The following is a 19868-nucleotide window of genomic DNA, read 5'->3' as shown; positions in this document are numbered from 1 at the left end:
ATTGCGCTAATAGAGGTATGGCAATGCACTGCATTGGCAGTTGTCCCTCTCCTTTTTGGTCTTCATACATCTCAGGGAGGGGGTCAGCACAGCAAGAAATATACATGATTAATCATGTAGGTGGGATGAAATGTCAGGTTCATTTGATGTGAAACTCGAAGAAACGGTCTACCTCCCTGACCCTTCGGTCCGTGAACAGTCGTGGATAGGCGACTATGATACTGAGTACAAGCGCTTCCTCCGTGATCCGGATGGGTTCTGGGAAGGGATAGCGGATGAACTCGAATGGTTCAGGAAGTGGGACCACGTAAAGAAGTGGAACCCCCCGTACGCGGAGTGGTTCACAAACGCACAGCTCAATATCACCCATAACTGCCTTGACCGGCATGCGACAGGTGAAAGGCGCAACAAGGTGGCTCTCATCTGGCGGGGTGAGGAAGAGGGGCAGGAGCGGGTGTTCACCTACCGCCAGCTCTACCGGCAGGTGATGCGGTTTGCAAGTGCCCTAAAAAAGATGGGCATCGAAAAGGGGGACACGGTCTGTCTCTACATGCCGTTTGTGCCTGAGCACATCATCGCCATCCTCGCGTGTGCGAGAATCGGTGCGGTTCACAACATCGTCTACGGCGGGTTCGGGGCGTCGGCACTGAACGCCCGCATCCGTGATTCAGGGGCAAAACTGGTAATAACGGCAGATGTCGGATATCGCCGCGGCAAACGTGTGGCACTGAAGGCAATCGTTGATGATGCGGTGGTCAATGCCCCGACAGTGGAGAAGATCATTGTCCTCCGCCGGTCTGATCCGGGCCCGGAACTCTTCAGTGAGATGGAGGTGGACTTCTATGAAGTGCTGGAAAGTGGGGATGCCACCTGTGAAGCAACGGTGATGGACGCAGAAGACCCGCTTTTTATCCTCTATACGAGCGGGACGACCGGCCAGCCGAAGGGCATCGTCCACACCTGTGCGGGATACATGGTCGGTGCCTACTACACGACAAAGTATGTCTTTGACATGAAGGAGAAGGATGTCCACTGGTGTACGGCAGATCCCGGGTGGATCACCGGCCACAGTTACATCATCTACGGGCCGCTCTCCGTGGGTGCGACGGTCCTCATCACCGAGACCGTGCCGGACTACCCGGATCCCGGCGTCTTCTGGCGCATCATCGAGGACTTTGGTGTGAGCATCTTCTACACCGCCCCGACGGCCATCAGGATGTTTATGCGGGTCGGTGAGGGGTGGCCGGACAAATACAACCTTGACTCCCTGCGGATCATCGGTTCGGTGGGTGAACCCCTCAACCCGGAGGCGTTTGAGTGGTACTACCGGGTCATCGGGAAGAACCGCTGTCCCCTCCTCGACACCTGGTGGCAGACTGAAACCGGGATGCATATGATCACAACGACGGTCGGCGAACCGATGAAACCGGGATTTGCCGGTCGGGCCATACCTGGTGTGGTCGTGGATGTGGTCGATTCAGAGGGCAATCCGGTCGAACCGGGTACAGGCGGTTTGCTGGTCATCAAGGAACCCTGGCCGGCACAGATGCGGGCGGTGAATGGCAACGACGCCCGCTACCGTGCCTACTGGGAGACGATAAACGGCTACTACACGGCAGGTGACCTCGCGGTCAAAGACGAGGATGGCTACATCATGGTCCTCGGGAGATCAGATGACATCATCATCGTCTCCGGCCACAACCTGGGTACCGCAGAAGTGGAGAGTGCGCTCGTCTCCCACGAAGCGGTGGCAGAGGCAGCGGTGATAGGTCTCCCTGACCCGGTGAAGGGCCAGATGGTGAAGGCGTTTATCATCCTTATCGATGGTCACACACCGACAGAGAAGCTGAAGTCTGATCTCATCTACCACGTACGGATGAGCATCGGCCCGATTGCGATGCCTTCTGCAATTGACTTCGTGGACTCGCTCCCGAAGACCCGCAGCGGCAAGATCATGCGCCGGGTCTTAAAGGCACAGGAACTCGGTATGGACCCGGGAGATATATCGACACTGGAGGAGTAACTCCTCCCCATTTTTTGAGGTGAATACGATATGAATGGCAAACAGATGAGCAAAGCGGATCGTCCGGCGGTGATGGTGGCCGGCATGGATGCCGTGAGGGGCCGGTGGGCACTGGTCGGAATCGGTTTTCTCATCAATCTCTGTCTGGGAAGTATCTACTCGTGGAGTGTCTTCGTCGGCCCCCTTGCGGCGCACTACACCGGACTTCTCGGGCGGGAGGTGACTACATCTGAGGTGCTCTTCCCGTTCTCGGTTTTTCTCGCGTGCTTTGCACTTGCGATGCCGCTTGCGGGGAAGTTCATTGACACCCACGGCCCGCGTGCAGCGGTGGCTCTCGGCGGTCTTCTGACCGGTCTTGGCTGGCTGTCCGCCTCGGTGGCGCCGTCGGTCTGGATGCTGTACCTCATGTATGGTGTCGTGGGTGGCGCTGGTGTGGGTATCGCCTACGGGGTGCCGGTCGCGGTTGCCTCCCGGTGGTTCCCGGACCGCCGCGGCCTTGCAGTGGGTGTCACGGTTGCCGGGTTCGGGATGTCGGCTCTGGTGACGGCCACTGTTGCCGGCTATCTGCTGGAGACGGCCGGGGTGATGATGACCTTCCGCATCTTCGGCATCGCCTTTGCAGCAGTCCTGCTCCTCTGTGCGGTTCCGCTGCGGTTTCCCCCCGACGGGTGGCGGCCGCCGGGCTGGCAGCCGCCTGCCGTGGACACGGAACGTAATGCTGCCGGTGATGGTCTGGGCCAAATGCTCCGGTCACGCCGGTTTTACGGCCTGTGGATCTGTTACTTCATCGGCTGCTGTGCCGGACTGATGGCGATATCCATCGCAAAGCCGGTGGGGACAGAGGTGGTGGGGATAACCGGCGGGCTTGCAACGCTCCTTGTCGCCTTCTTTGCCATATTCAACGGCGGCGGCCGGCCGGTCTTCGGGTGTCTGACCGACCGCCTCCATCCGGGGAGAACAGCTGCAATCTCGTTTCTGATGATAGGGGGGGCATCGCTTGCGATGTGGGCGGCCCCGACCGTCCCGGTGTATATCGTCTCGTTTGCGATTCTCTGGGGATGCCTTGGCGGGTGGCTTGCCATTGCCCCCACCGCGACGGCCACCTACTTCGGGACCGCTGACTATCCGCGAATGTATGGCCTGGTCTTTCTGGCCTACGGTGCAGGTGCACTCGTTGGTCCGCAGCTTGCAGGCTTCATCCGCACGGCCACCGGCAGCTGGACGGGTGTCTTCCCGTATGTGGCGGTGATGGCGGCTGTCGGGTGCCTGATTGCACTGACCTTACTCAGAAAAGAGTGAGAGGGACTCTCTTTTTTCTCCCGTACCCCTCCCCTTTTGCTTCGGTTTGCGAAATTTATGAAAAAACAGGAGATATTCTATGAATATTGATCCTTCAGGCATACCGGCGGAGCAGATCCGTTGCCTTCCTGACTGTCTCTCCGTCCTTTCTCACTTCCGCAAGATAGGCGTTAAAGATCTGGTCTGTCACCACGTGCAGGCCCGGCTTAAACATGTCTGCATGCATCAGGAGGTCAAACGACCGTGCCTCAGCTTCAGTCAGGTGCAGGGACTTGTACTCACCTGTATGTGCGGCAAAGGCAGGGTTATCTGCGTCAGGTGTCCGCAGGGCGAGGTCAGCAAGCGGGGTGCCGGGAATTGGTTCTGCAATGGAGATGAAGACATCGTCAAGGGCGTATTGTGCGATGAATTCCTTTGTCTCCTCATACTCTGCTGCAGTCTCGGTGGGGTATCCGACAATAAAACTGCCTGCGACATGCAGACCGTGGGTTCGGCAGGCGTCAATGGCCTCGCCTGCCTGTGCTGCTGTCGCCCCCTTCCCCATCAGACGCAGCACCCGGTCGCTGCCGGACTCCAGACCGAAGAAGACCCAGCCGATGGTGTAGTCGCGGATGGCGTCAAGGACAGTATCAGAGATACAGTCCACCCGGATGTCAGGGGACGAGACGTTCTTCGGTCCCATGATCTCCGCCATCTCCCGGAGCAGATCTGCAAAGGCCTCGTCATTGAGTTTTCCGTCTGCATAGCCATACAGGGACCCGGTCCCACCGGAGACCGAGAGCCGCGTTGCGCCGGCATCCTTGAACGCCTGCACCTCTGCGAGGATCTCATCGAGGGGCCGTGACCGGATATCACGCCCGAAGAACCGGGGCACCTGGCAGAAGGTGCAGGCACCGATACAACCCCGTTGTGTCTCGATATAGGCCGATGCCCCCCGGACATCCTGCATGGCGATATCGGACGGGATGAAAGGCAGCGGACGGGATACCGGGCAGGGCGGTGCCGGGCCGGAGAAGACGATGCCGTCCGGGCCCGTGAAGGCAATCCCCGGTACAGCTGCAGAGATGCCGTCGCGGAGGAGGGCCTGTGCCCCCGCCTCTCCCTCACCGCAGATGACTGCGTCCGGTGCCAGTTCGCCGAGGACCATCTCAGGCACCGCCGAGACAGGTCCGCCGACATAGACTCTGCCCCCTGTCCTGCGATATTCAGAAATAAATGATCTGACCCTTTCGTCCATCAGGTTCTGCGTCGAATACAGACTCAGAAACACTGTATCTCCAGGCGGTGCCTCAAGCGTGCGGGTGAGTGTCACCTCATACCCCGCATCACGTACTATGCCTGCAATGACCATTGCACCATACGTGTACATTCCCGGGGATATGACGAAGATTTTCATTACCACTATTCTTGTTCCCTGTATGATATTAACGATACAGGTTCAGATGTCCGGGCAAAAAAAAGAAGGGATTATTCCTTGCGTGCGGCAAGAATGACCGCACAGGCGCCGAGGGCACCGATCACCGCAAGCATGGGTGCCGGGCTCTGGGTGGCGGTGGGTGTCGGGGCAAGGCTTGCCGAGACAGTGGATGTTGCACCGCTGTTCACCTGCACTACTTCAGACCAGGTGGTGTAGCCGGAGAGTTCAAGGGTGACGGTGTAGCCGCCGGGGATCAGGTCGCTGAGTGTCACCGGTGTGATACCCTTGTTCACATTGTTCAGGAAGACCGTGGCACCGGTCGGTGATGACGAGATGGTGATCGCTCCACTGGTGGATGCTCCGCCGCCAAGGTTGGCGTTCACCGTTGTGGTCTGGCCGGAGTTGACGGTCACAGTCGAGACTGAGTCATCATACCCTGAGAGGCTGACTTTAACAGAGTGACTGCCTGCTGCAATGTTGTTTGCAAAGAGGGCATGACCGGGGTTGGTTGTACCGTAGTAGACACTGTCAATATAGACGGAGGCATAGGACGGGTTTGATGAGACCGAGATGGCACCGGTGGTGGTCTGCGGGTCTGCCGTGAGCGTTGCCGTCACGTAGGTCACCTGGTTTGCATGGATCTGGATGGTGTTTGCCCATTCCCGGTATCCGGGCATGGTGATCTCAAGAGTGTGTGAACCCTTGGAGATGCCGCCGATAGTCCGTGGGGCGGTGCCCTTGTATGCACCGTCCAGGTAGATGTTTGCATTGGACGGGGTGCTGGAAACAGAGAGCGTACCATAGTTCACTTCTGCTGTCAGGACCGCATAGGTGGTCTGTGTCTGTCCGGCGACGATGTTGATCGTATCCCGGTAGTCCTTATATCCTGAATAGGTCAGCCTCAGGTCATTGTTTCCGGCAGGGAGGTTTGAGACCGTGTGCGGGGTTGTACCATAGTAGACACTGTTCACATAGACCGCTGCACCGGATGGGGTGGAGCTGATCTTGATGTTTCCGGTGGTGGGTGCCACCGGATTTAACGTCAGGTAGACAGACCGGTGTTCTCCTGCACCCGGGACTGCGGGGAGGGACGTGGATGCAGATGTGAACCCGCTCTTTTCCGCCCTCACGGTGTGATACGGTGTTGCAGTGGAATACACCCCGACACTCAGGATGCCGCCGGTGGTTACTCCCTTGTATTCTCCGTCAAAGTAGATGGAACAGCCATCGACATTGGTGTAGATGTCATACCACCCCTCGCCACCGCCAATGGAGGCCTCGGCCGCCAGTGCAGCAGGTGCTGCGGCAGCGAGTATAAGCATGCTCATGATGAGCACGTAGAATTTTCGTACCATGATGATCTGTGAACGGTTATTTTGCCGGATATAAATAATCTGCTGTTCTCAGCCCGGATTAAATGAACAATACATCAGTTTTATGGAAATATTACTGGTTTCAGGGACAGGAACTTCCCTGGGTAAAATATGAGTTCAGTCTTTCCCGCGCTCCCGTCTGCAGAGAAAGACACCGCCCAGTATCATGAGTGCACCGGTGGGCAGCAGAAGGGAAGGTGGTGACTGTGTGGGGGCAGGTGAGAGGCTTGCCGAGACGTACGAGGTGGAGCCTGCCTTTACCTCGGTAACAGATGACCACTCCGTATATCCTGCAAGCCGGACAGTCACGGTATGTGAACCGGGTGTCACCTCATTTGAGGTGACCGGGGTGATGCCTGCTTTTGCATTATTGATGTACACATCTGCACCCGTCGGGGAGGAGGTCACTGAGAGTGATCCGTATCCGGTGCCGGAGGGTGTGAGTTCAGCACTCACGCTGGTGGTCTGGCCGGAGTTGACGGTGATCGTTGAGACTGAGTCTGTGTAGCCGGAGAGACGGACCATGACGGTATGGCTGCCTGCACTGACCGCACTGATAACAAGCGGTCTGCCGGGTGACGTCTGGCCTTCATAGGTTCCGTCCAGATAGACGGCGGCATAGGACGGGTTTGATGTGACAGAGACGGCTCCGGTGGTCGGTGACTGCACTGGCACCAGTGTCGGGGAGATGGAGGTGACCTGTCCAGGATAGACTCGCATTGACCCGGTCCAGTCCCGGTAGCCGGGTTTGGTGAGTTCGACAAAGTACGACCTCGCGGTGAGACCACCTATTGTCTGGGTAGTTGTGCCGCGGAAACTGCCGTCCAGATAGACATTTGCCCCGGACGGTGAACTGGAGACTGAGATGGTGCCGTATGAGGTGGACGGCACGAGGGATGCACTCACGGTCGTCGTCTGGCCGCCGTAGACGTAGACCTGCTGAGTGTAGCTGTTATACCCGCTGTGCTCCAGTCGGAGCGTATACTGATTGTGGGTGAGGCTGATCTGCTGTGGTGTGAGACCACGGTAGGCATTATCGACATAGACCGCGGCCCCCGTGGGGGATGAGGTGACCGAGAGTGTGCCGTAGGACGGTGCAATGGACGTCAGGGTGAGGCTCACCGAGTATATGCCTCCCGGCGAGGCGGCAGGCAGATTCGCGTAGGCGTTGTTATACCCCACGCGGGACGCCATTGCCCGGGTGTATGGTGCGGGGGTGTCGACCGTCACCTGGAGATATCCGGATGATGTCCTGCCCATGTATTTGCCATCAAAGTAGATGTCGGCCATATCCACATTGGTGTATATATCATAGTGGGCAATGCCTGCAATCGGCTGTTCCGGGACTGCTGCCCCTGCAGGGAAGACCATCCCTGCGGCAAGGATGCAGGCCATGAGAAGAAGTGCAAACCATTTCATTCTGATCAGACACCTCCTATCCGGCAATGAGTATATATATCTATGGCATGTCTGCTCACTGCAGGGCAGTCTTCTCCACCACATGCATATACCGGTTGAGTGCGGCCATGCCAAGGGCAAGAATACCTGCCATCATTGCGAGCACTACCCAGTGTTCACTTCCTGCAGCGCCGATGGAGAGGAGAACGATCAGGTTTGCCGGGTTTGCAGGCAGGGAGAGGACGCCTATCAGCACCACCACGAGGGCTGTCGAAAAGATGAACTGGGCACTCGTCCGTTCCCGGTAGTGGAGGGCTACGAAGGTGGAGAGGAGGATCATGAGAAGCGATGCCACGCTCACGTGCAGGAGAATCGGCACAATGCCCGCCACATGGATGCCGTTTACCACCATCAGACCGATCCAGACGGCTGCCTGCACCGGCACAATCACAAAACAGGCGGAGACTTTGCCCCATACCATCTCGGCGAAGGTGATGGGGGTGGAGATGAGGGTCTCGACTGTATTATGCTGGAACTCCTCGGTGATCATGTCAATGATCAGTGCTGCAGAGATGATGGCAGGCATGAAGATGAGGAGAGGGATGAGGAGCCCATAGACAAATTCATAGAAGTTTGTGCCCGGCACCTCCGGCGGCAGGGCCACTATGATGGGGTCAGATGATATGCGGTCCGCCCGGATGCCACGCAGGCCGTTTTCATATGCGACAAAGACATCTCTCAGTTTGCTGTTCACAACCGATGACTGGATGTCGTTTTTGATGGTGTAAAGTGTGATCTTCACCGGGTTATCTGCGTCAGGTGCCGTATCCGGCACCCAGATGACCGCACTGAGTTTGCGTTCCTCAAGAGCCGTGACCGCGGTCCGGAGATCCATCTCATAGACGACAAAGTCCCCGCTCTCCCGCAGCAGACCCTCCAGCGGTGAGGGGGACCCGGTGTAGGCGACCGGATACTGCTGCCGCGAGTAGTCAGAGAGGGCGTCCGGGTCATACATCGCGGCGAGGCCTACGATGAGAAACGACGAGAACATGGCAATGAAGAGCTGCAGAAGAATTGCGAGGATAATGGTCTTCTCGGCATTGATGGCCCTGAGCTCCTTTTTTGTGATGACGTATACATGCCGCAGGTCCATTCTCAGATACCTCCTGTGATAAAGTAGAGATTATAGGCCCCGTGGACGACGGATGCGATGACGAGTGCGAGCGGGTAGCATCTCTTCCCGAAGATTTTCAGGAGGGAGGTGGTGATGAAGGCACCGGTGAAGTGTAGGGTGAGAGGCAGCCAGAGCACCTGCAGGCTCGTGAAGAGGGCCGCGCCGAAGACGGACTCAGAGATCTGGGCGATGGTGGCAAAGAGGAGGAGTTTCTCACCCAGGAGGAACCCTGCCATCACCGCAAGGGAGGCGAAGGTGACATTTCTCCACGTGAGAAATGCCGGCCGTTCCACGGCAATTGCATAGATGCCAATCGATTTTGCCCACTCCTCAATGAATGCCGCCGCAAAGATGAGGGCCACAAGGGAGAGCGGCATCGGGAGGTTGAAGAGGAGTACAAGGAGCATCAGCTGTGCCATCAGAACAAAGGGGATGGAGAAGAGGGTGATCCCGAAGAGTGAGGCAAACGGGTATTTCTCTGATACTGCACTCCCGATGTACTCCCGCACCTTTTCCCGCAGGGGGTGGAGGGTGAAGAGGCGCTCTTCGTTGAAGTTGACGATGCATATGGCAAAGAGAATCGCTGCTGTCACCCAGAAGAGGAAGGTGAAGTAGAAGTAATCGGCGAGCGTGAAAGGCGTGCCTTCAATCGCATAGATGATGAGGGTCAGGGGGGAGATGAGGGATATTACATGGATATTTGCAAAGATGCTTGGGAAGAAGAGGTAGGATGTCGCAACCGTCGAGAAGAAGATGGAGATGAAAGAGAGCTCCTTAAAACTTCGTGCGGCCATTCCGATGAGGAGGGCTGCAGCAAGGAAGAAGAGAATGACCGGGAAGACGGCTGCAAGGGCGACTGCCGTCTCTCCGGTGGTAAGGGAGAGTATGGCAGTTACCGCAATCATCACCACCAGATAGGGCAGCATCTTTCCGATGACAATGGCTGACGGCCGGAGCGGGCTTGAGAGAAGAATTTCCCCCTTACGTTCTATCCGCTCGTTCATCACCGACATCATGTAGAACTGTGAGGTGAAGTAGATGGGGAAGATGAAGACAAAGACCAGCACAATAGCGTCGAAGGGCAGGGGCGGGGTGAGCTGGGACGGGGTTTTGAAGTTACCCAGTGCCCCCTCCCCCGCGACTACGTCGGTGTAGCGTGCAACCGTGCTGTCTTCGCCTTCTGAAATGACCAGTTCAGCTCTGAGCTCCTCTTTGGTATACCCGATCTCTGCTGACGGTTCGTCAACGGGCCGCACCGGCCGGTCAGGGATCGGGTTCGCATAGGGATTCGGGGCGCCTGAGACGCCGGTTCCCGCCTCGGTTGCCGTGAAATCGAGTTCGCTCCTGACATACCGGATGTCGATCCAGAGGGGGTATGCGGCAAAGAGGTCATCCTCACGGTTATACTGTGCCGTCAGATACCTGGTATAGTCAGTCCGGAAGGCTTTCAGGGCGGCGTTCCCCCGGTCGGTATCCACCGCCCGGATCTCCGGCGGGGCGACTGTCAGGTCTCTCTCTCCTGTTGTCCCCGGGTACACCGTGAATCGCGGGTCACCGAGGATGATGTCGCCCGTCTCCGCTGAGTCGACGCCTGCCGTGTACATCCGGTCCTGCAGGTGAATCCCGCTCTCCTGTGTGTAACCGGTGACTACAATGAGGAGGATGAAGAGTGCCACTGCTACCGGGATGACCTCGCGCGGCATGGTGGTCGCAGACCGGCGTACCTCCCATCTGCCGATGGTCAGTATCTGGCGCAGTGGTGACAGCATTTCTATGCTGAGGTGGCAGTCAATCCTATTTTAAGTGATGTCACCTGTCATGGGCGAAAATAATGGCGAATTATTGATTACATGTTCAGATGGGAGTCATATGGGGGAGTAAGGCGCAGGGCCGGATACCCTGACCCCGGGGCTTAAATCATATAACTGCCAAGCACTCTGTCAACGGTGGTCATACATGATTGAGGCACGGGGACCGGTAAAGGATTATGGCACATTCCGGGCACTCGATGAGGTGAGTTTCTCCTTTGAGGATCCCGGTATATTCGGGATCATCGGACACAATGGTGCAGGAAAGACGACGCTCCTGAAGTGTATGGCAGGTCTGATTCAGCCGACTGCAGGCGACCTTGTCATCGAAGGCATCGATGTCAGGCGCAACCCTGCACGCCTGAAGGAGATGCTTGGGTATCTCCCGGAGGAGTCTCGCCTGTATGAGACGATGACAGTGGAGAGTTATCTCAGATTCTTTGGAGATATTTATGGCATATCTGCAGACGAATGCCGCATCAGGAGTGATGAACTGCTCACATCACTCAAACTTGATCCGCAGGGGAAGCGCATCGGTGAACTCTCGAAAGGGATGAGGCGCAAGGTGGCAATTACCCGTTCCCTGCTGCACAAGCCCTCTCTCCTCATTTATGATGAGCCGACTTCAGGTCTGGACCCGATGACCTCGCGCTACATCATCGGCTATCTCGCACACCTGCGTGACACCTGGCAGAAGACCATCCTTCTCTCCGCTCATAATCTCTATCAGGTTGAGGAAATTTGCGACCGTGTACTCATCCTGCGGCAGGGAAAGGTCGCTGCTTTTGGGACGATGGACGAACTCAGGGAACGATTTGGTTCCCTCTCATACCATATCCGGTTTGTCGCAGCTGATACTGCTGCCCTTCCGGCCTCACTCGATTTTGAAGAGGATAGTGGTGAATACGTGACCGTTGCTGAGAGCATGGCTGACCTCAATTTTGTGACTGCTGCAGTCGCCTCTGCCGGGGGTGCCGTCCGGCGTATTGAATCGCGCTACCCCAGTCTTGAGGAGATGCTTCTCATGATTGGGAAGTGAAGTGTGGTGCCCTCCCCTCTGTCTGGAGTGTGTGCCACGCAGAAAACAGTCAGAATGCTCTGATGTTGAAAATCACCTTTAATCAGTTAAAACCACAAAAGAAGTTGTTAGCGGGCCTGAAGGGATTTGAACCCCTGACCGCCGGATTAAGAGTCCGGCGCTCTTCCTGACTAAGCTACAGGCCCCTGTAAAGTGAACAGCTAACGTTGTAAGTTATTCATGATATACCTTTCGGATATCCTTATTATTCTCATAAAAACAGAAACTTGTGGTATCATGCCGGAGAATCATCCTAACGGAACTCAGTCGGCGTCATCGGTGGATTACCTGATACTTGGGTGCGGCAGTATCGGGTACAATGTGCTATACGAACTTCTCAAGGAGACCGATGATATCATCATCATCGATCAGGACGAGAAGAAGGTGCAGGATCTCCGTGACCAGAAATATGAGGCTTTCTGCAGGGATATCAGCGATACGGGTATGCTGAAAGAGATTCCGGTTCCGAAAGTGGCATTTGTCCTCTCCAGTGAGCAGAAGGCAAATCTCTCGGCGGTGCGGACAATAAAGGAGACAAATCCCGCGTCCTATGTCATTGCACGTGCAGTGGATGCCGGGGGAAGAGATATCTATCACGCAGTGGGCGCCGATGTGGTGCTGCATCCGCAGGAGGTATTTGCCAAAAAGGCCGTGCACCACGCACGCAAACTTCAGTCCTCACGGCAGGCGCACAAACTCTTTGAGCTACTCGCCTCATGGCGTGGCACACTGGGCATTGTGACGCACACAAACCCGGACCCTGACACCATCTCCAGTGCAATGGCACTCTGTGCTCTCGGAAAGGCGGCATCCAAGGGAAATCTCACCTGCCGGATTCTCTACGACGGGAAGATTGGCCACCAGGAGAACCGTGCCTTTGTGAACCTGCTGGATATCCAGATGGATCGTATCACACCGGAAGCACGTGCAGAATGTGATTATATTGCGATTGTGGATTCTCCGGGTCCGGGAATCAACAATGCACTCACAAAGGATGAGCGGGTCAATATCGTCATCGATCATCATCCGAACCATGATGCCAAAAACGGATATGATTTCATCGACCGTCGGCCGGATATGGGCGCGACGGCGAGTCTGATGACCCAGTATATGCAGGAACTGGACGTCCTGGTGGATAAAAACATCGCAACCGCTCTCTTTTATGGTATTATGGCCGATACACGCGGTTTCCGGCGCAATACCTCTCCTCTTGACCTCACTCTTTCTGCCTTCCTTCTGCCCCTGACGGATGATGAACTTCTGGCAAAGATCACATCCCAGTCGGTTTCGCAGGAGACTCTTGAGGTGATGGGTGCAGCTATCCGGAACCGGAAGATTGTCTCCGGGTATCTCTTCTCCAATGTTGGCTACGTGCGCAACCGTGACGCCATTCCACAGGCAGCAGACATGCTCATTCAGCTGGAAGGGGTCAACACCGCAGTAGTCTACGGCATAACAGATCAGCTGATCTCATTTTCCTCCCGCAACAAGGACTTGCGCCTCAATATCGGCCAGGCGATGGAGGAGGCCTTTGGTGAGATCGGCGAGGCAGGCGGGCATTCTGCTATGGGTGCCGCAAACATTCCCCTGAGCGTCTTTTCAATGGCGCGCAACAAGGATGACCTGCTGGATCTCATCATTGACCCAATCCTTCACCGGTTCATGGAGATTGTCGGCGTGGAGGAAGAAGAATCCAATGAGGTTTGAGGACTGGGAACCTCACTACCTTGCTATATGCGAGACGTTTGGCTTTGACCGGGCAGACGATGAAAAGGCAGCACGCCTGCTTGCCACCCTTTCATCTGTGGATGATTCGTTGCTGCTTGCAAAGTGCATCAAAGGAGAGACAGTCACTGTCTGCGGCAATGCTCCCTCGCTTTTCAGTGAGACAGATAACATTGAGGGCACGGTCCTTGCGGCCGATGCGGCAGCAGATCTACTCTTCAAAGCGGGTATACTGCCGGATGCAGTCTTTACCGACCTGGACGGGGCGGAGGACTCTTTTTTTGAGATGAACCGGCGGGGATCTGTGATGGTGGTGCATGGCCACGGGGACAATATGCCGCTTCTCCGGCACTGGGTGCCGCGTTTTGAGGGGCCGCTCGTCCTTTCCTGCCAGACCAGGCCTTTCGGGCATTTGCATAACTGGGGCGGGTTCACCGACGGTGACCGTGCTGCATTTGCAGCGGATGCCCTTGGGGCAGCAGGGGTGCGGTTTGCCGGATTCGACCTTGACGATCGGTCAGTGCCGCCGATGAAACGGGGAAAACTTCTCTGGGCACGCGATCTGCTGTCCCTCATCGGCCATGACCTCTGAAGCCCCTGAAGCCTGGATAGTGGACGGCTATGTCGACGAACCGGCATGCCTGGGTGTCTCGCCCTACATCTCCCCGAATATCCGGGCGGTGGCAGGTGTCTGCATTGAAGCAGGATACCGGGTCCGCTACCTGACTATTGACCAGCTGAGGACTGATTCATTTCTCTTTGCACCGCTGGACCGGGCGGCCCTTGTGGTGATGATTGCGGGAGTCACGGTCCCGGGCACCTATTTTGCCGGCACGCCTGCCACCCTGACCGAGATCCGGCAGGTGGCGGCCACCCTCCGGGGCCCGGTGACCGTCCTCGGCGGACCGGTCACCTTCGGCTACAGTCCGGGTGGTGGCGCCGCGGCGGTCCGGCAGGTCATCTCCGGGTTTGATCACCTGCTGGAAGGAGATGTTCCCGCAGCACTTGCACACCTTCTTGCAGGGGGACGCCCTGAGGGCACCCTCTCATATCCTGACTTCTCGCGCTGGCTCATCATGGGGAGCGGTATCATCACCGCCCATCCGCGATTTCCGTGGCTCATCTGTGAGATTGAGACTGCCCGCGGCTGTGCGCGTGCGGTGACCGGTGGCTGTTCATTCTGCACGGAGCCGTTTTACGGCCCGCCGCAGTATCGCCCGGCAACGGACGTACATGCGGAGATCGCCGCCCTTGCCGGCCACGGGGCCATGCACTTCCGCCTCGGACGCCAGCCGGACATTCTTGCCTACGGGACGAAGGGAAACAGGGAATATCCTGCACCCGATGCAGCGGCACTTGAGGCGCTCTTTGCCGGTATCCGAAAGGCAGCACCCAAACTCAGGACCCTGCATATCGACAATGTCAACCCCGGCACCATTGCCCGCAACCCGGACGCGGCCCGTGAGGCACTTGGCGTCATCGTCCACTACCATACCGCAGGGGACGTCGCCGCCTTCGGCATGGAGACCGCAGACCCTGCGGTGGTCGCCGCAAATAACCTCAAGGCCGATGCTGCGATGGTGATGGATGCGGTCCGCATTGTAAACGAAGTGGGGGGAGTCAGGGAGGAGGGTATCCCCCATCTCCTGCCAGGCCTGAACTTTGTCTGTGGCCTTGCCAGTGAGACCGAAGGCACGTATGATAAAAACGAGGCATTTCTCACCGGCCTTCTTGCATCCGGTCTCTTGGTGCGCCGGGTCAATATCCGCCAGCTGATGCCCTTTGAAGGCACGCGGGCATGGGAGGAGAACACACTGGGTGAGCATGATGCCCGTTTCCGCACCTTCCGTGAGCGTGTGCGGTCAACATTTGACGGGCCAATGCTGCAGCAGGTCTTTCCGGCAGGCACACTGCTGCGCGACATCTATGTGGAGGAGTGTGGCAGGGTCTCCTTTGGACGGCAGATGGGGTCATATCCCATTCTCACAGGCATGCCCGGAGAGATTCCCGAAGGGACGGTGCTTGATGCTGTCGTCTGTGATCACGGGCGGCGTTCGGTCACCGCCATGCCGGTCCCGGTCAATATCAACACTCTCCCGGCGGCAGCCCTCCGGTATATTCCGGGCATCGGGAAGAAACGGGCCGCCTCTCTCATCTCAAAGCGGCCGTTTGCATCCCTTGCCGCATTCCGGGAGATTGCAGGAGAGACGCCGCTGGACCCGTATCTTACGGTCTGAGCACACTGTGGGTGGTGGTGCTGCCGCTCACTTCCCGTATCTCCATCAGTTTGAGAATATCTGTTCTGGTGACAATACCCGTCACCTCCCCGTTCTCGACGACCGGTATGCGGCCGATGGTGTTGGGGGCAAGGATTTTAAGGGCATCGTAGAGGTCATGGCCGGGCGTGATGGTGATTACGTCCCTTGTCATGATATCGCGGACCTGAAGGGCGTCCCTGTCGACGTCTGAGGCATTCTGGATGTCATGCAGGGTGACCATGCCGGCAAGGGCGCCGCGGTCCACCACCGGAAACCCGAGATGGCGGGTGGAGTACATCAGGTCCATGGCTTCGGTGACAGGCATATGCGGGACGACGGTGGTCACCGGTGTGGTCATCGCATCGCGTACCTTTACGCCTGCAAGCAGCTGTGTGTAGCGGATCATTGTCACCTCCTGACCTGCACTGAGATAGATGAAGACCGCAATCAGGATGAGGATGGGATTGAAGGAAATAAGACCAATAATGCCGAAGATAATGGCTATTATCCTCCCGATTTCTGCTGCGATGCGTGTCGCCTTTTCAATCGGAAGCCAGATCGCAAGCAGGGCGCGGAGCACCCTCCCACCGTCCATCGGGAATGCCGGCAGGAGATTGAAGAGGAAGAGGATGATATTGAGCAGGCCCAGATAGCCGAAGATATAAAAAAAGAGGCCTGCGACTGCCGGATTGGGGATGGAGATGAGGCTTGCGTAGGCGATGCCCTCAGAGACAAGTCCGATAAAGAGGCTCATCAGGGGGCCTGCGATGGCCATCGGCAGTTCGTCCCGTGGCCGGGGCGAGACCTCGTCTTCTATTTCTGAAGCGCCTCCCAGGATGAAGAGGGTGATGGAATGAACCTTCATGCCCTTGCGGATGGCAACCACCGAGTGGGCCATCTCGTGCAGAAAGACGCCCACAAAGAGGAGGAAAGAGACGAGCACACCCAGGTTGTACGGTATGAAACCCTCTGTGATGAGGGACGTGTCAATCGGTTCGGGGAGGCCGAACACCTGTTCAACGAGGGTCACGGTCAGTTCAATCTGGGTTCCGATGATGATGGCAAAGATCGGAATGATCAAAAAGAAGGTATAGTGGATCTTTATCGGAATGCCTGCTACTTTTCCGATCTCAAAGGAACTCTTCATAGAAATGGATTATATTTTTAATATTTAATGATTATACCTTCCAATGATTACAATGAAGAGTGCAATAACCGAGTTGTTCGGGATGAAGGTCTATACCGAAAACGCCGTCTATGTGGGTGATGTGGAGGACGTGATCATCAATGTCGATACAAAAAAGATGGAATCACTTGCGTTGGGGAACGTGAATCGGGAGGTGCTTGAACTCACCAATTTCAAGGGGGTAAAGATTCCATACCGCATCATCAGGGCAGTCGGGGATATTGTCATTATCCGCCACCTTGCAGGTATGTCCCGGCCCGAGATCATAGAGGACTGATGCCTCCGTGCGGGCGGGTCTGGTCCCGAAAACTATGGAGATGAGCGGTATGCAGGATCGGGAAATATTCAAAAATCTCTCCGTCTTTCCACCCTTCATTGTCCGGCTTGACGGGCGGGCGTTTCACCGGTTAACCCGTGAGGAAGGGTTTGCAAAGCCCTATGACCGAAGGTTTTCTGATGCCATGGCGACGGTATCCGGGCAGATGCTCTCATCATCCGGCCTTGAACCGTCGTTTGCCTACACCTTCTCGGACGAAATATCTCTCTTCTTTCCCCGTGTGCCCTTCAACGGGCGGGTGGAGAAGATAGACTCGGTCTGTGCCTCATATGCGGCAAGTGCCCTCACACTTGCCCTTCACCTGACAGAACCGGTGGCGTTTGACTCGCGTGTCATTGTAGCAGACGTTCCCGCAGCCATCGTATACATGAACATGCGCCAGCGGGAGGCATGGCGCAATCATATCAACGGCTACTGTCAGCAGGCGCTCATTGCAGAGGGGATGACTGCGACACAGGCAGCGCGTGCCCTCCGGGGGATGAAGGGCCCTGCCATGCACGAGATGATGTTTGAGCGGGGCATCAATCTTGCAAAGACACCGGCCTGGGAACGGCGCGGCATTGCCTGTTACCGCACAGAAATAATAAAAGAGGGGTATAACCCGGTCACCGATGAGCGGGTCGCCGCGGCGCGCCGGGTGGTTGTCACCGACGATGACCTCCCGCTCTTCAGTGAACCGGACGGGGAAGCCTTTCTGCGCTCCCATCTCATTTGAGATGAACACAACCATCTTTTAAAAATAGTTTATTTTGGGAATCACGGGGTGATTTCCGGTGATTTACTGCTCGCTTTTTTGAATGTGAATGGTCATTGAGACTCCTTCCACATCCCATTCAGTTGTCAGACCGTCCTCGTCTGCCTCCTCTGCGATAGAGGTGATGGAGAGTGAGGTGGCCCGGACTTCTCCGGCAATACTGTCTTCATGCGTGCCTGCAAGCAGGTCGCGCACACACATGTCGGTGATGGCCACGTCTGCTATGATGAAATCCTCCACATTCAGGTCAAGCTGGCGCCGCATCTCCTGAATTCTCCGCACCACTTCACGTGAAAATCCTACGCCCTCCAGCGCGGGGGTGAGGGTGATGTCCACGCAGACGGTGGCCTCTGCCATCTCTGCTGCAAAGACATGCTCCGGCATTTTTTCTGAGAAGGCGATGTGTTTTTCGGTGATCGTAAACCCGCCCGCCGGCACCTCTCCGTCTCTTTCAATGGCTGCCTTCAGGGCTGCGGCGTCGGCCGCTTCGATTGCTGCCTTCACCTTTGGGCCGTCTTTACCGAATTCAGGGCCAATGCCCCGCATCACCGGTTCTGCTGAGCAGCCCATACGATCCCATGCACCGCGGACGACGGTGACTGTCCGACTGTTGGCACGCTGGCAGGCGAGGTCATTCATCTGCGTGATGGCGGTCTCCACGGCATCGCTGTCTGTGATGACGAAGGTCTCGCCGACCGGCCAGCGGAGTTTGCGGCCGCCTTCCTGCCGGGCGGTGGCCACTGCCTCGTCAAAGGAACGGATCACGTCCATCTCTGCTTCAAGGGCCGCATCAATGAGCGTTTCATCTCCTGCAAACCACGGCAGCATGTGAATGCTCTCCGGGTCTGCATCCGTGCGGAGGTTTGCATAGATATTGTCGGTGATATGCGGTGCAAACGGTGCCAGGACCGAGCATATACGCCGCATGACGTAGTACATCGTCTCGTATGCCTCACGCTTCTCGCGTGCGTCCTCTTCCAGCCACATCCGCGGCCGGACAAGCTGCACATACCAGCGGGATACATCTTCCAGGATGCAGGTGAGGCAGGCGCGGGTGGCCTTGTGGAGCATGCCGTTATCCACGTCCTCTCCCATCTGGGCGGCAAGGCTGTTGACGCGTGATATGATCCAGCGGTCCTCTTCCGGCATCTCTGTGAGATGTGCGCTGACATACTCTCCGTTCCATGTGCCGTCTGCAGCGGTTTCCGGTGCAAACGCGTCAAGAATCATGTATGGCAGCGGGAAGCGGTAGACATTCCAGAGGATATTGATGGTCCTGTTGATGGTCTTGATACCTTCCCAGTTGAACTTCAGGTCGTCCCATGGGGCGCTTGCGGAGAGCAGATAGAGACGGAGAACGTCCACTCCGACCTTTGCCACCACTTCCTCGGGTGTGACTACGTTGCCGACAGATTTGCTCATCTTGCGGCCTTCTGCGTCCAGTGCAAAGCCGTGCATGAGGACCTTGTTGTAGGGTGCCTGGTCAAAGGCAATTACAGAGGCACCCAGCTGGGAATAGAACCAGCCGCGTGTCTGGTCCTGTCCTTCGGTGATGAACGCCGCCGGCCAGAGCCGTTCGAACTCTGCGGTCTTCCGGGGGAATCCAAGGGTGGCCCATGAGGCCATCGCCGAGTCAAACCAGACGTCAAAGATATCCTCGACCCGCCGCATCGTTCCGCCGCAGGTGCAGGGGATGGTCACATCGTCCACATACGGGCGGTGCGGGTCGGTGAGGTTTGTCCCTGCGGCCTCATTGAGTTCTGCGACCGTGCCAAAGACCTTCCGGGCATCGCATGCATCGCATTCCCAGACGGGAATCGGGATGCCCCAGTAGCGCTGGCGTGATATACACCAGTCACGGGCACCGGCGACGAAGTCATGGAAGCGTGCTGAACCGGCCCAGTCAGGCTGCCATTCTACCCGGGCAATCTCAGCGAGCATCTTATCCTTGATCTTTGGGATGGCAAGGAACCACTGTTCTGTTGAGATCATGATGATCGGTGTCTTGCAGCGCCAGCAGTGTCCGTAGCGGTGGACA

15 protein-coding genes and 1 tRNA gene are annotated in these 19868 nt (G+C 56.9%); 8 read left to right on the top strand and 8 right to left on the bottom strand.

Features of this window, described 5'->3' with window-relative positions:
• Positions 1-130: 130 nt before the first annotated feature.
• Together acs and MKMG_RS03670 are read left to right on the top strand one after the other, a co-directional pair.
• Positions 131-2023 carry an acetate--CoA ligase gene (acs, locus tag MKMG_RS03675; RefSeq protein ID WP_165075738.1) on the top strand — a complete coding sequence of 631 codons (1893 nt, stop codon included), beginning with the start codon at positions 131-133 and terminating at the stop codon, positions 2021-2023.
• A 30-nt stretch (positions 2024-2053) separates the two neighbouring features.
• Positions 2054-3322: an OFA family MFS transporter gene (locus tag MKMG_RS03670; RefSeq protein ID WP_254059075.1), complete on the top strand. Its 1269-nt coding sequence runs from the start codon at positions 2054-2056 to the stop codon at positions 3320-3322.
• A gap of 94 nt (positions 3323-3416) precedes the next feature.
• Here MKMG_RS03670 and MKMG_RS03665 read toward each other — a convergent pair whose 3' ends face one another.
• The 5 genes from MKMG_RS03665 to MKMG_RS03645 form a co-directional block, all read right to left on the bottom strand.
• Positions 3417-4718 carry a methyl-coenzyme M reductase glutamine C-methyltransferase gene (locus MKMG_RS03665; RefSeq protein WP_165075735.1) on the bottom strand — a complete coding sequence of 434 codons (1302 nt, stop codon included), beginning with the start codon at positions 4716-4718 and terminating at the stop codon, positions 3417-3419.
• A gap of 71 nt (positions 4719-4789) precedes the next feature.
• Positions 4790-6094: a PEGA domain-containing protein gene (locus MKMG_RS03660; protein WP_165075733.1), complete on the bottom strand. Its 1305-nt coding sequence runs from the start codon at positions 6092-6094 to the stop codon at positions 4790-4792.
• 135 nt (positions 6095-6229) lie between these two features.
• Positions 6230-7531 (bottom strand): PEGA domain-containing protein, encoded by a 1302-nt coding sequence (locus MKMG_RS03655; protein WP_165075730.1) that lies wholly within the window; start codon positions 7529-7531, stop codon positions 6230-6232.
• A gap of 55 nt (positions 7532-7586) precedes the next feature.
• Entirely contained in the window at positions 7587-8663 is a 1077-nt protein-coding gene (locus tag MKMG_RS03650) for an ABC transporter permease (RefSeq protein ID WP_165075728.1), read from the bottom strand.
• A gap of 2 nt (positions 8664-8665) precedes the next feature.
• Positions 8666-10453: an ABC transporter permease gene (locus MKMG_RS03645; protein ID WP_165075725.1), complete on the bottom strand. Its 1788-nt coding sequence runs from the start codon at positions 10451-10453 to the stop codon at positions 8666-8668.
• Positions 10454-10640: 187 nt separating this feature from the next.
• Between MKMG_RS03645 and MKMG_RS03640 the strand changes: the two genes are divergently transcribed.
• A complete protein-coding gene (locus tag MKMG_RS03640; RefSeq protein ID WP_165075722.1) occupies positions 10641-11531 on the top strand; it encodes an ABC transporter ATP-binding protein in 891 nt (296 codons plus the stop codon).
• Positions 11532-11642: 111 nt separating this feature from the next.
• Here the strand turns inward: MKMG_RS03640 and MKMG_RS03635 are convergent.
• Positions 11643-11716, bottom strand: a tRNA-Lys gene (locus MKMG_RS03635).
• Positions 11717-11807: 91 nt separating this feature from the next.
• Here MKMG_RS03635 and MKMG_RS03630 point away from each other — a divergent pair.
• Genes MKMG_RS03630 through MKMG_RS03620 form a run of 3 tightly spaced genes read left to right on the top strand, consistent with a single transcriptional unit; the run spans position 11808 to position 15532 of the window.
• The gene (locus MKMG_RS03630) at positions 11808-13277 is read left to right on the top strand and encodes a DHH family phosphoesterase (RefSeq protein ID WP_165075720.1); all 1470 of its coding nucleotides are present in this window, start codon (positions 11808-11810) and stop codon (positions 13275-13277) included.
• Positions 13267-13887: a 6-hydroxymethylpterin diphosphokinase MptE-like protein gene (locus MKMG_RS03625; protein WP_165075717.1), complete on the top strand. Its 621-nt coding sequence runs from the start codon at positions 13267-13269 to the stop codon at positions 13885-13887. The genes MKMG_RS03630 and MKMG_RS03625 overlap by 11 nt, the downstream gene beginning before the upstream one ends.
• Complete coding sequence (locus MKMG_RS03620) at positions 13877-15532, top strand: radical SAM protein (RefSeq protein WP_165075715.1); 1656 nt, start codon at positions 13877-13879, stop codon at positions 15530-15532. Before MKMG_RS03625 ends, MKMG_RS03620 begins: the two co-directional genes overlap by 11 nt.
• On the opposite strand, the gene MKMG_RS03615 is transcribed toward MKMG_RS03620, so the two are convergent.
• Positions 15522-16700, bottom strand: a complete 1179-nt coding sequence (locus MKMG_RS03615; protein ID WP_165075712.1) for a CBS domain-containing protein — start codon at positions 16698-16700, stop codon at positions 15522-15524. The two genes, MKMG_RS03620 and MKMG_RS03615, sit on opposite strands and share 11 nt — an antisense overlap.
• 52 nt (positions 16701-16752) lie before the next feature.
• Between MKMG_RS03615 and MKMG_RS03610 the strand changes: the two genes are divergently transcribed.
• Together MKMG_RS03610 and MKMG_RS03605 are read left to right on the top strand one after the other, a co-directional pair.
• A complete protein-coding gene (locus MKMG_RS03610; RefSeq protein WP_165075709.1) occupies positions 16753-17016 on the top strand; it encodes a PRC-barrel domain-containing protein in 264 nt (87 codons plus the stop codon).
• A 49-nt stretch (positions 17017-17065) separates the two neighbouring features.
• Complete coding sequence (locus MKMG_RS03605; RefSeq protein ID WP_165075706.1) at positions 17066-17791, top strand: tRNA(His) guanylyltransferase Thg1 family protein; 726 nt, start codon at positions 17066-17068, stop codon at positions 17789-17791.
• A gap of 63 nt (positions 17792-17854) precedes the next feature.
• On the opposite strand, the gene MKMG_RS03600 is transcribed toward MKMG_RS03605, so the two are convergent.
• Positions 17855-19868 (bottom strand): class I tRNA ligase family protein (locus MKMG_RS03600; RefSeq protein WP_165075704.1); only part of this gene is annotated, 2014 nt, incomplete at its 5' end.

The sequence above is a fragment of the Methanogenium sp. MK-MG genome, assembly GCF_009914725.1.
In the GTDB taxonomy this organism is placed as follows: Archaea; Halobacteriota; Methanomicrobia; order Methanomicrobiales; family Methanomicrobiaceae; genus Methanogenium.
Note: the sequence above shows the minus strand (reverse complement) of the source record. Positions and strands in the feature narration are given on the sequence as shown.

Excerpts from the sequence above, each read along its gene's own strand:
- acs (WP_165075738.1), top strand. The coding sequence starts at position 131 with ATGTCAGGTTCATTTGATGTGAAACTCGAAGAAACGGTCTACCTCCCT.
- MKMG_RS03670 (WP_254059075.1), top strand. The coding sequence starts at position 2,054 with ATGAATGGCAAACAGATGAGCAAAGCGGATCGTCCGGCGGTGATGGTG.
- MKMG_RS03665 (WP_165075735.1), bottom strand. The coding sequence starts at position 4,718 with ATGAAAATCTTCGTCATATCCCCGGGAATGTACACGTATGGTGCAATG.
- MKMG_RS03660 (WP_165075733.1), bottom strand. The coding sequence starts at position 6,094 with ATGGTACGAAAATTCTACGTGCTCATCATGAGCATGCTTATACTCGCT.
- MKMG_RS03655 (WP_165075730.1), bottom strand. The coding sequence starts at position 7,531 with ATGAAATGGTTTGCACTTCTTCTCATGGCCTGCATCCTTGCCGCAGGG.
- MKMG_RS03650 (WP_165075728.1), bottom strand. The coding sequence starts at position 8,663 with ATGGACCTGCGGCATGTATACGTCATCACAAAAAAGGAGCTCAGGGCC.
- MKMG_RS03645 (WP_165075725.1), bottom strand. The coding sequence starts at position 10,453 with ATGCTGTCACCACTGCGCCAGATACTGACCATCGGCAGATGGGAGGTA.
- MKMG_RS03640 (WP_165075722.1), top strand. The coding sequence starts at position 10,641 with ATGATTGAGGCACGGGGACCGGTAAAGGATTATGGCACATTCCGGGCA.
- MKMG_RS03630 (WP_165075720.1), top strand. The coding sequence starts at position 11,808 with ATGCCGGAGAATCATCCTAACGGAACTCAGTCGGCGTCATCGGTGGAT.
- MKMG_RS03625 (WP_165075717.1), top strand. The coding sequence starts at position 13,267 with ATGAGGTTTGAGGACTGGGAACCTCACTACCTTGCTATATGCGAGACG.
- MKMG_RS03620 (WP_165075715.1), top strand. The coding sequence starts at position 13,877 with ATGACCTCTGAAGCCCCTGAAGCCTGGATAGTGGACGGCTATGTCGAC.
- MKMG_RS03615 (WP_165075712.1), bottom strand. The coding sequence starts at position 16,700 with ATGAAGAGTTCCTTTGAGATCGGAAAAGTAGCAGGCATTCCGATAAAG.
- MKMG_RS03610 (WP_165075709.1), top strand. The coding sequence starts at position 16,753 with ATGAAGAGTGCAATAACCGAGTTGTTCGGGATGAAGGTCTATACCGAA.
- MKMG_RS03605 (WP_165075706.1), top strand. The coding sequence starts at position 17,066 with ATGCAGGATCGGGAAATATTCAAAAATCTCTCCGTCTTTCCACCCTTC.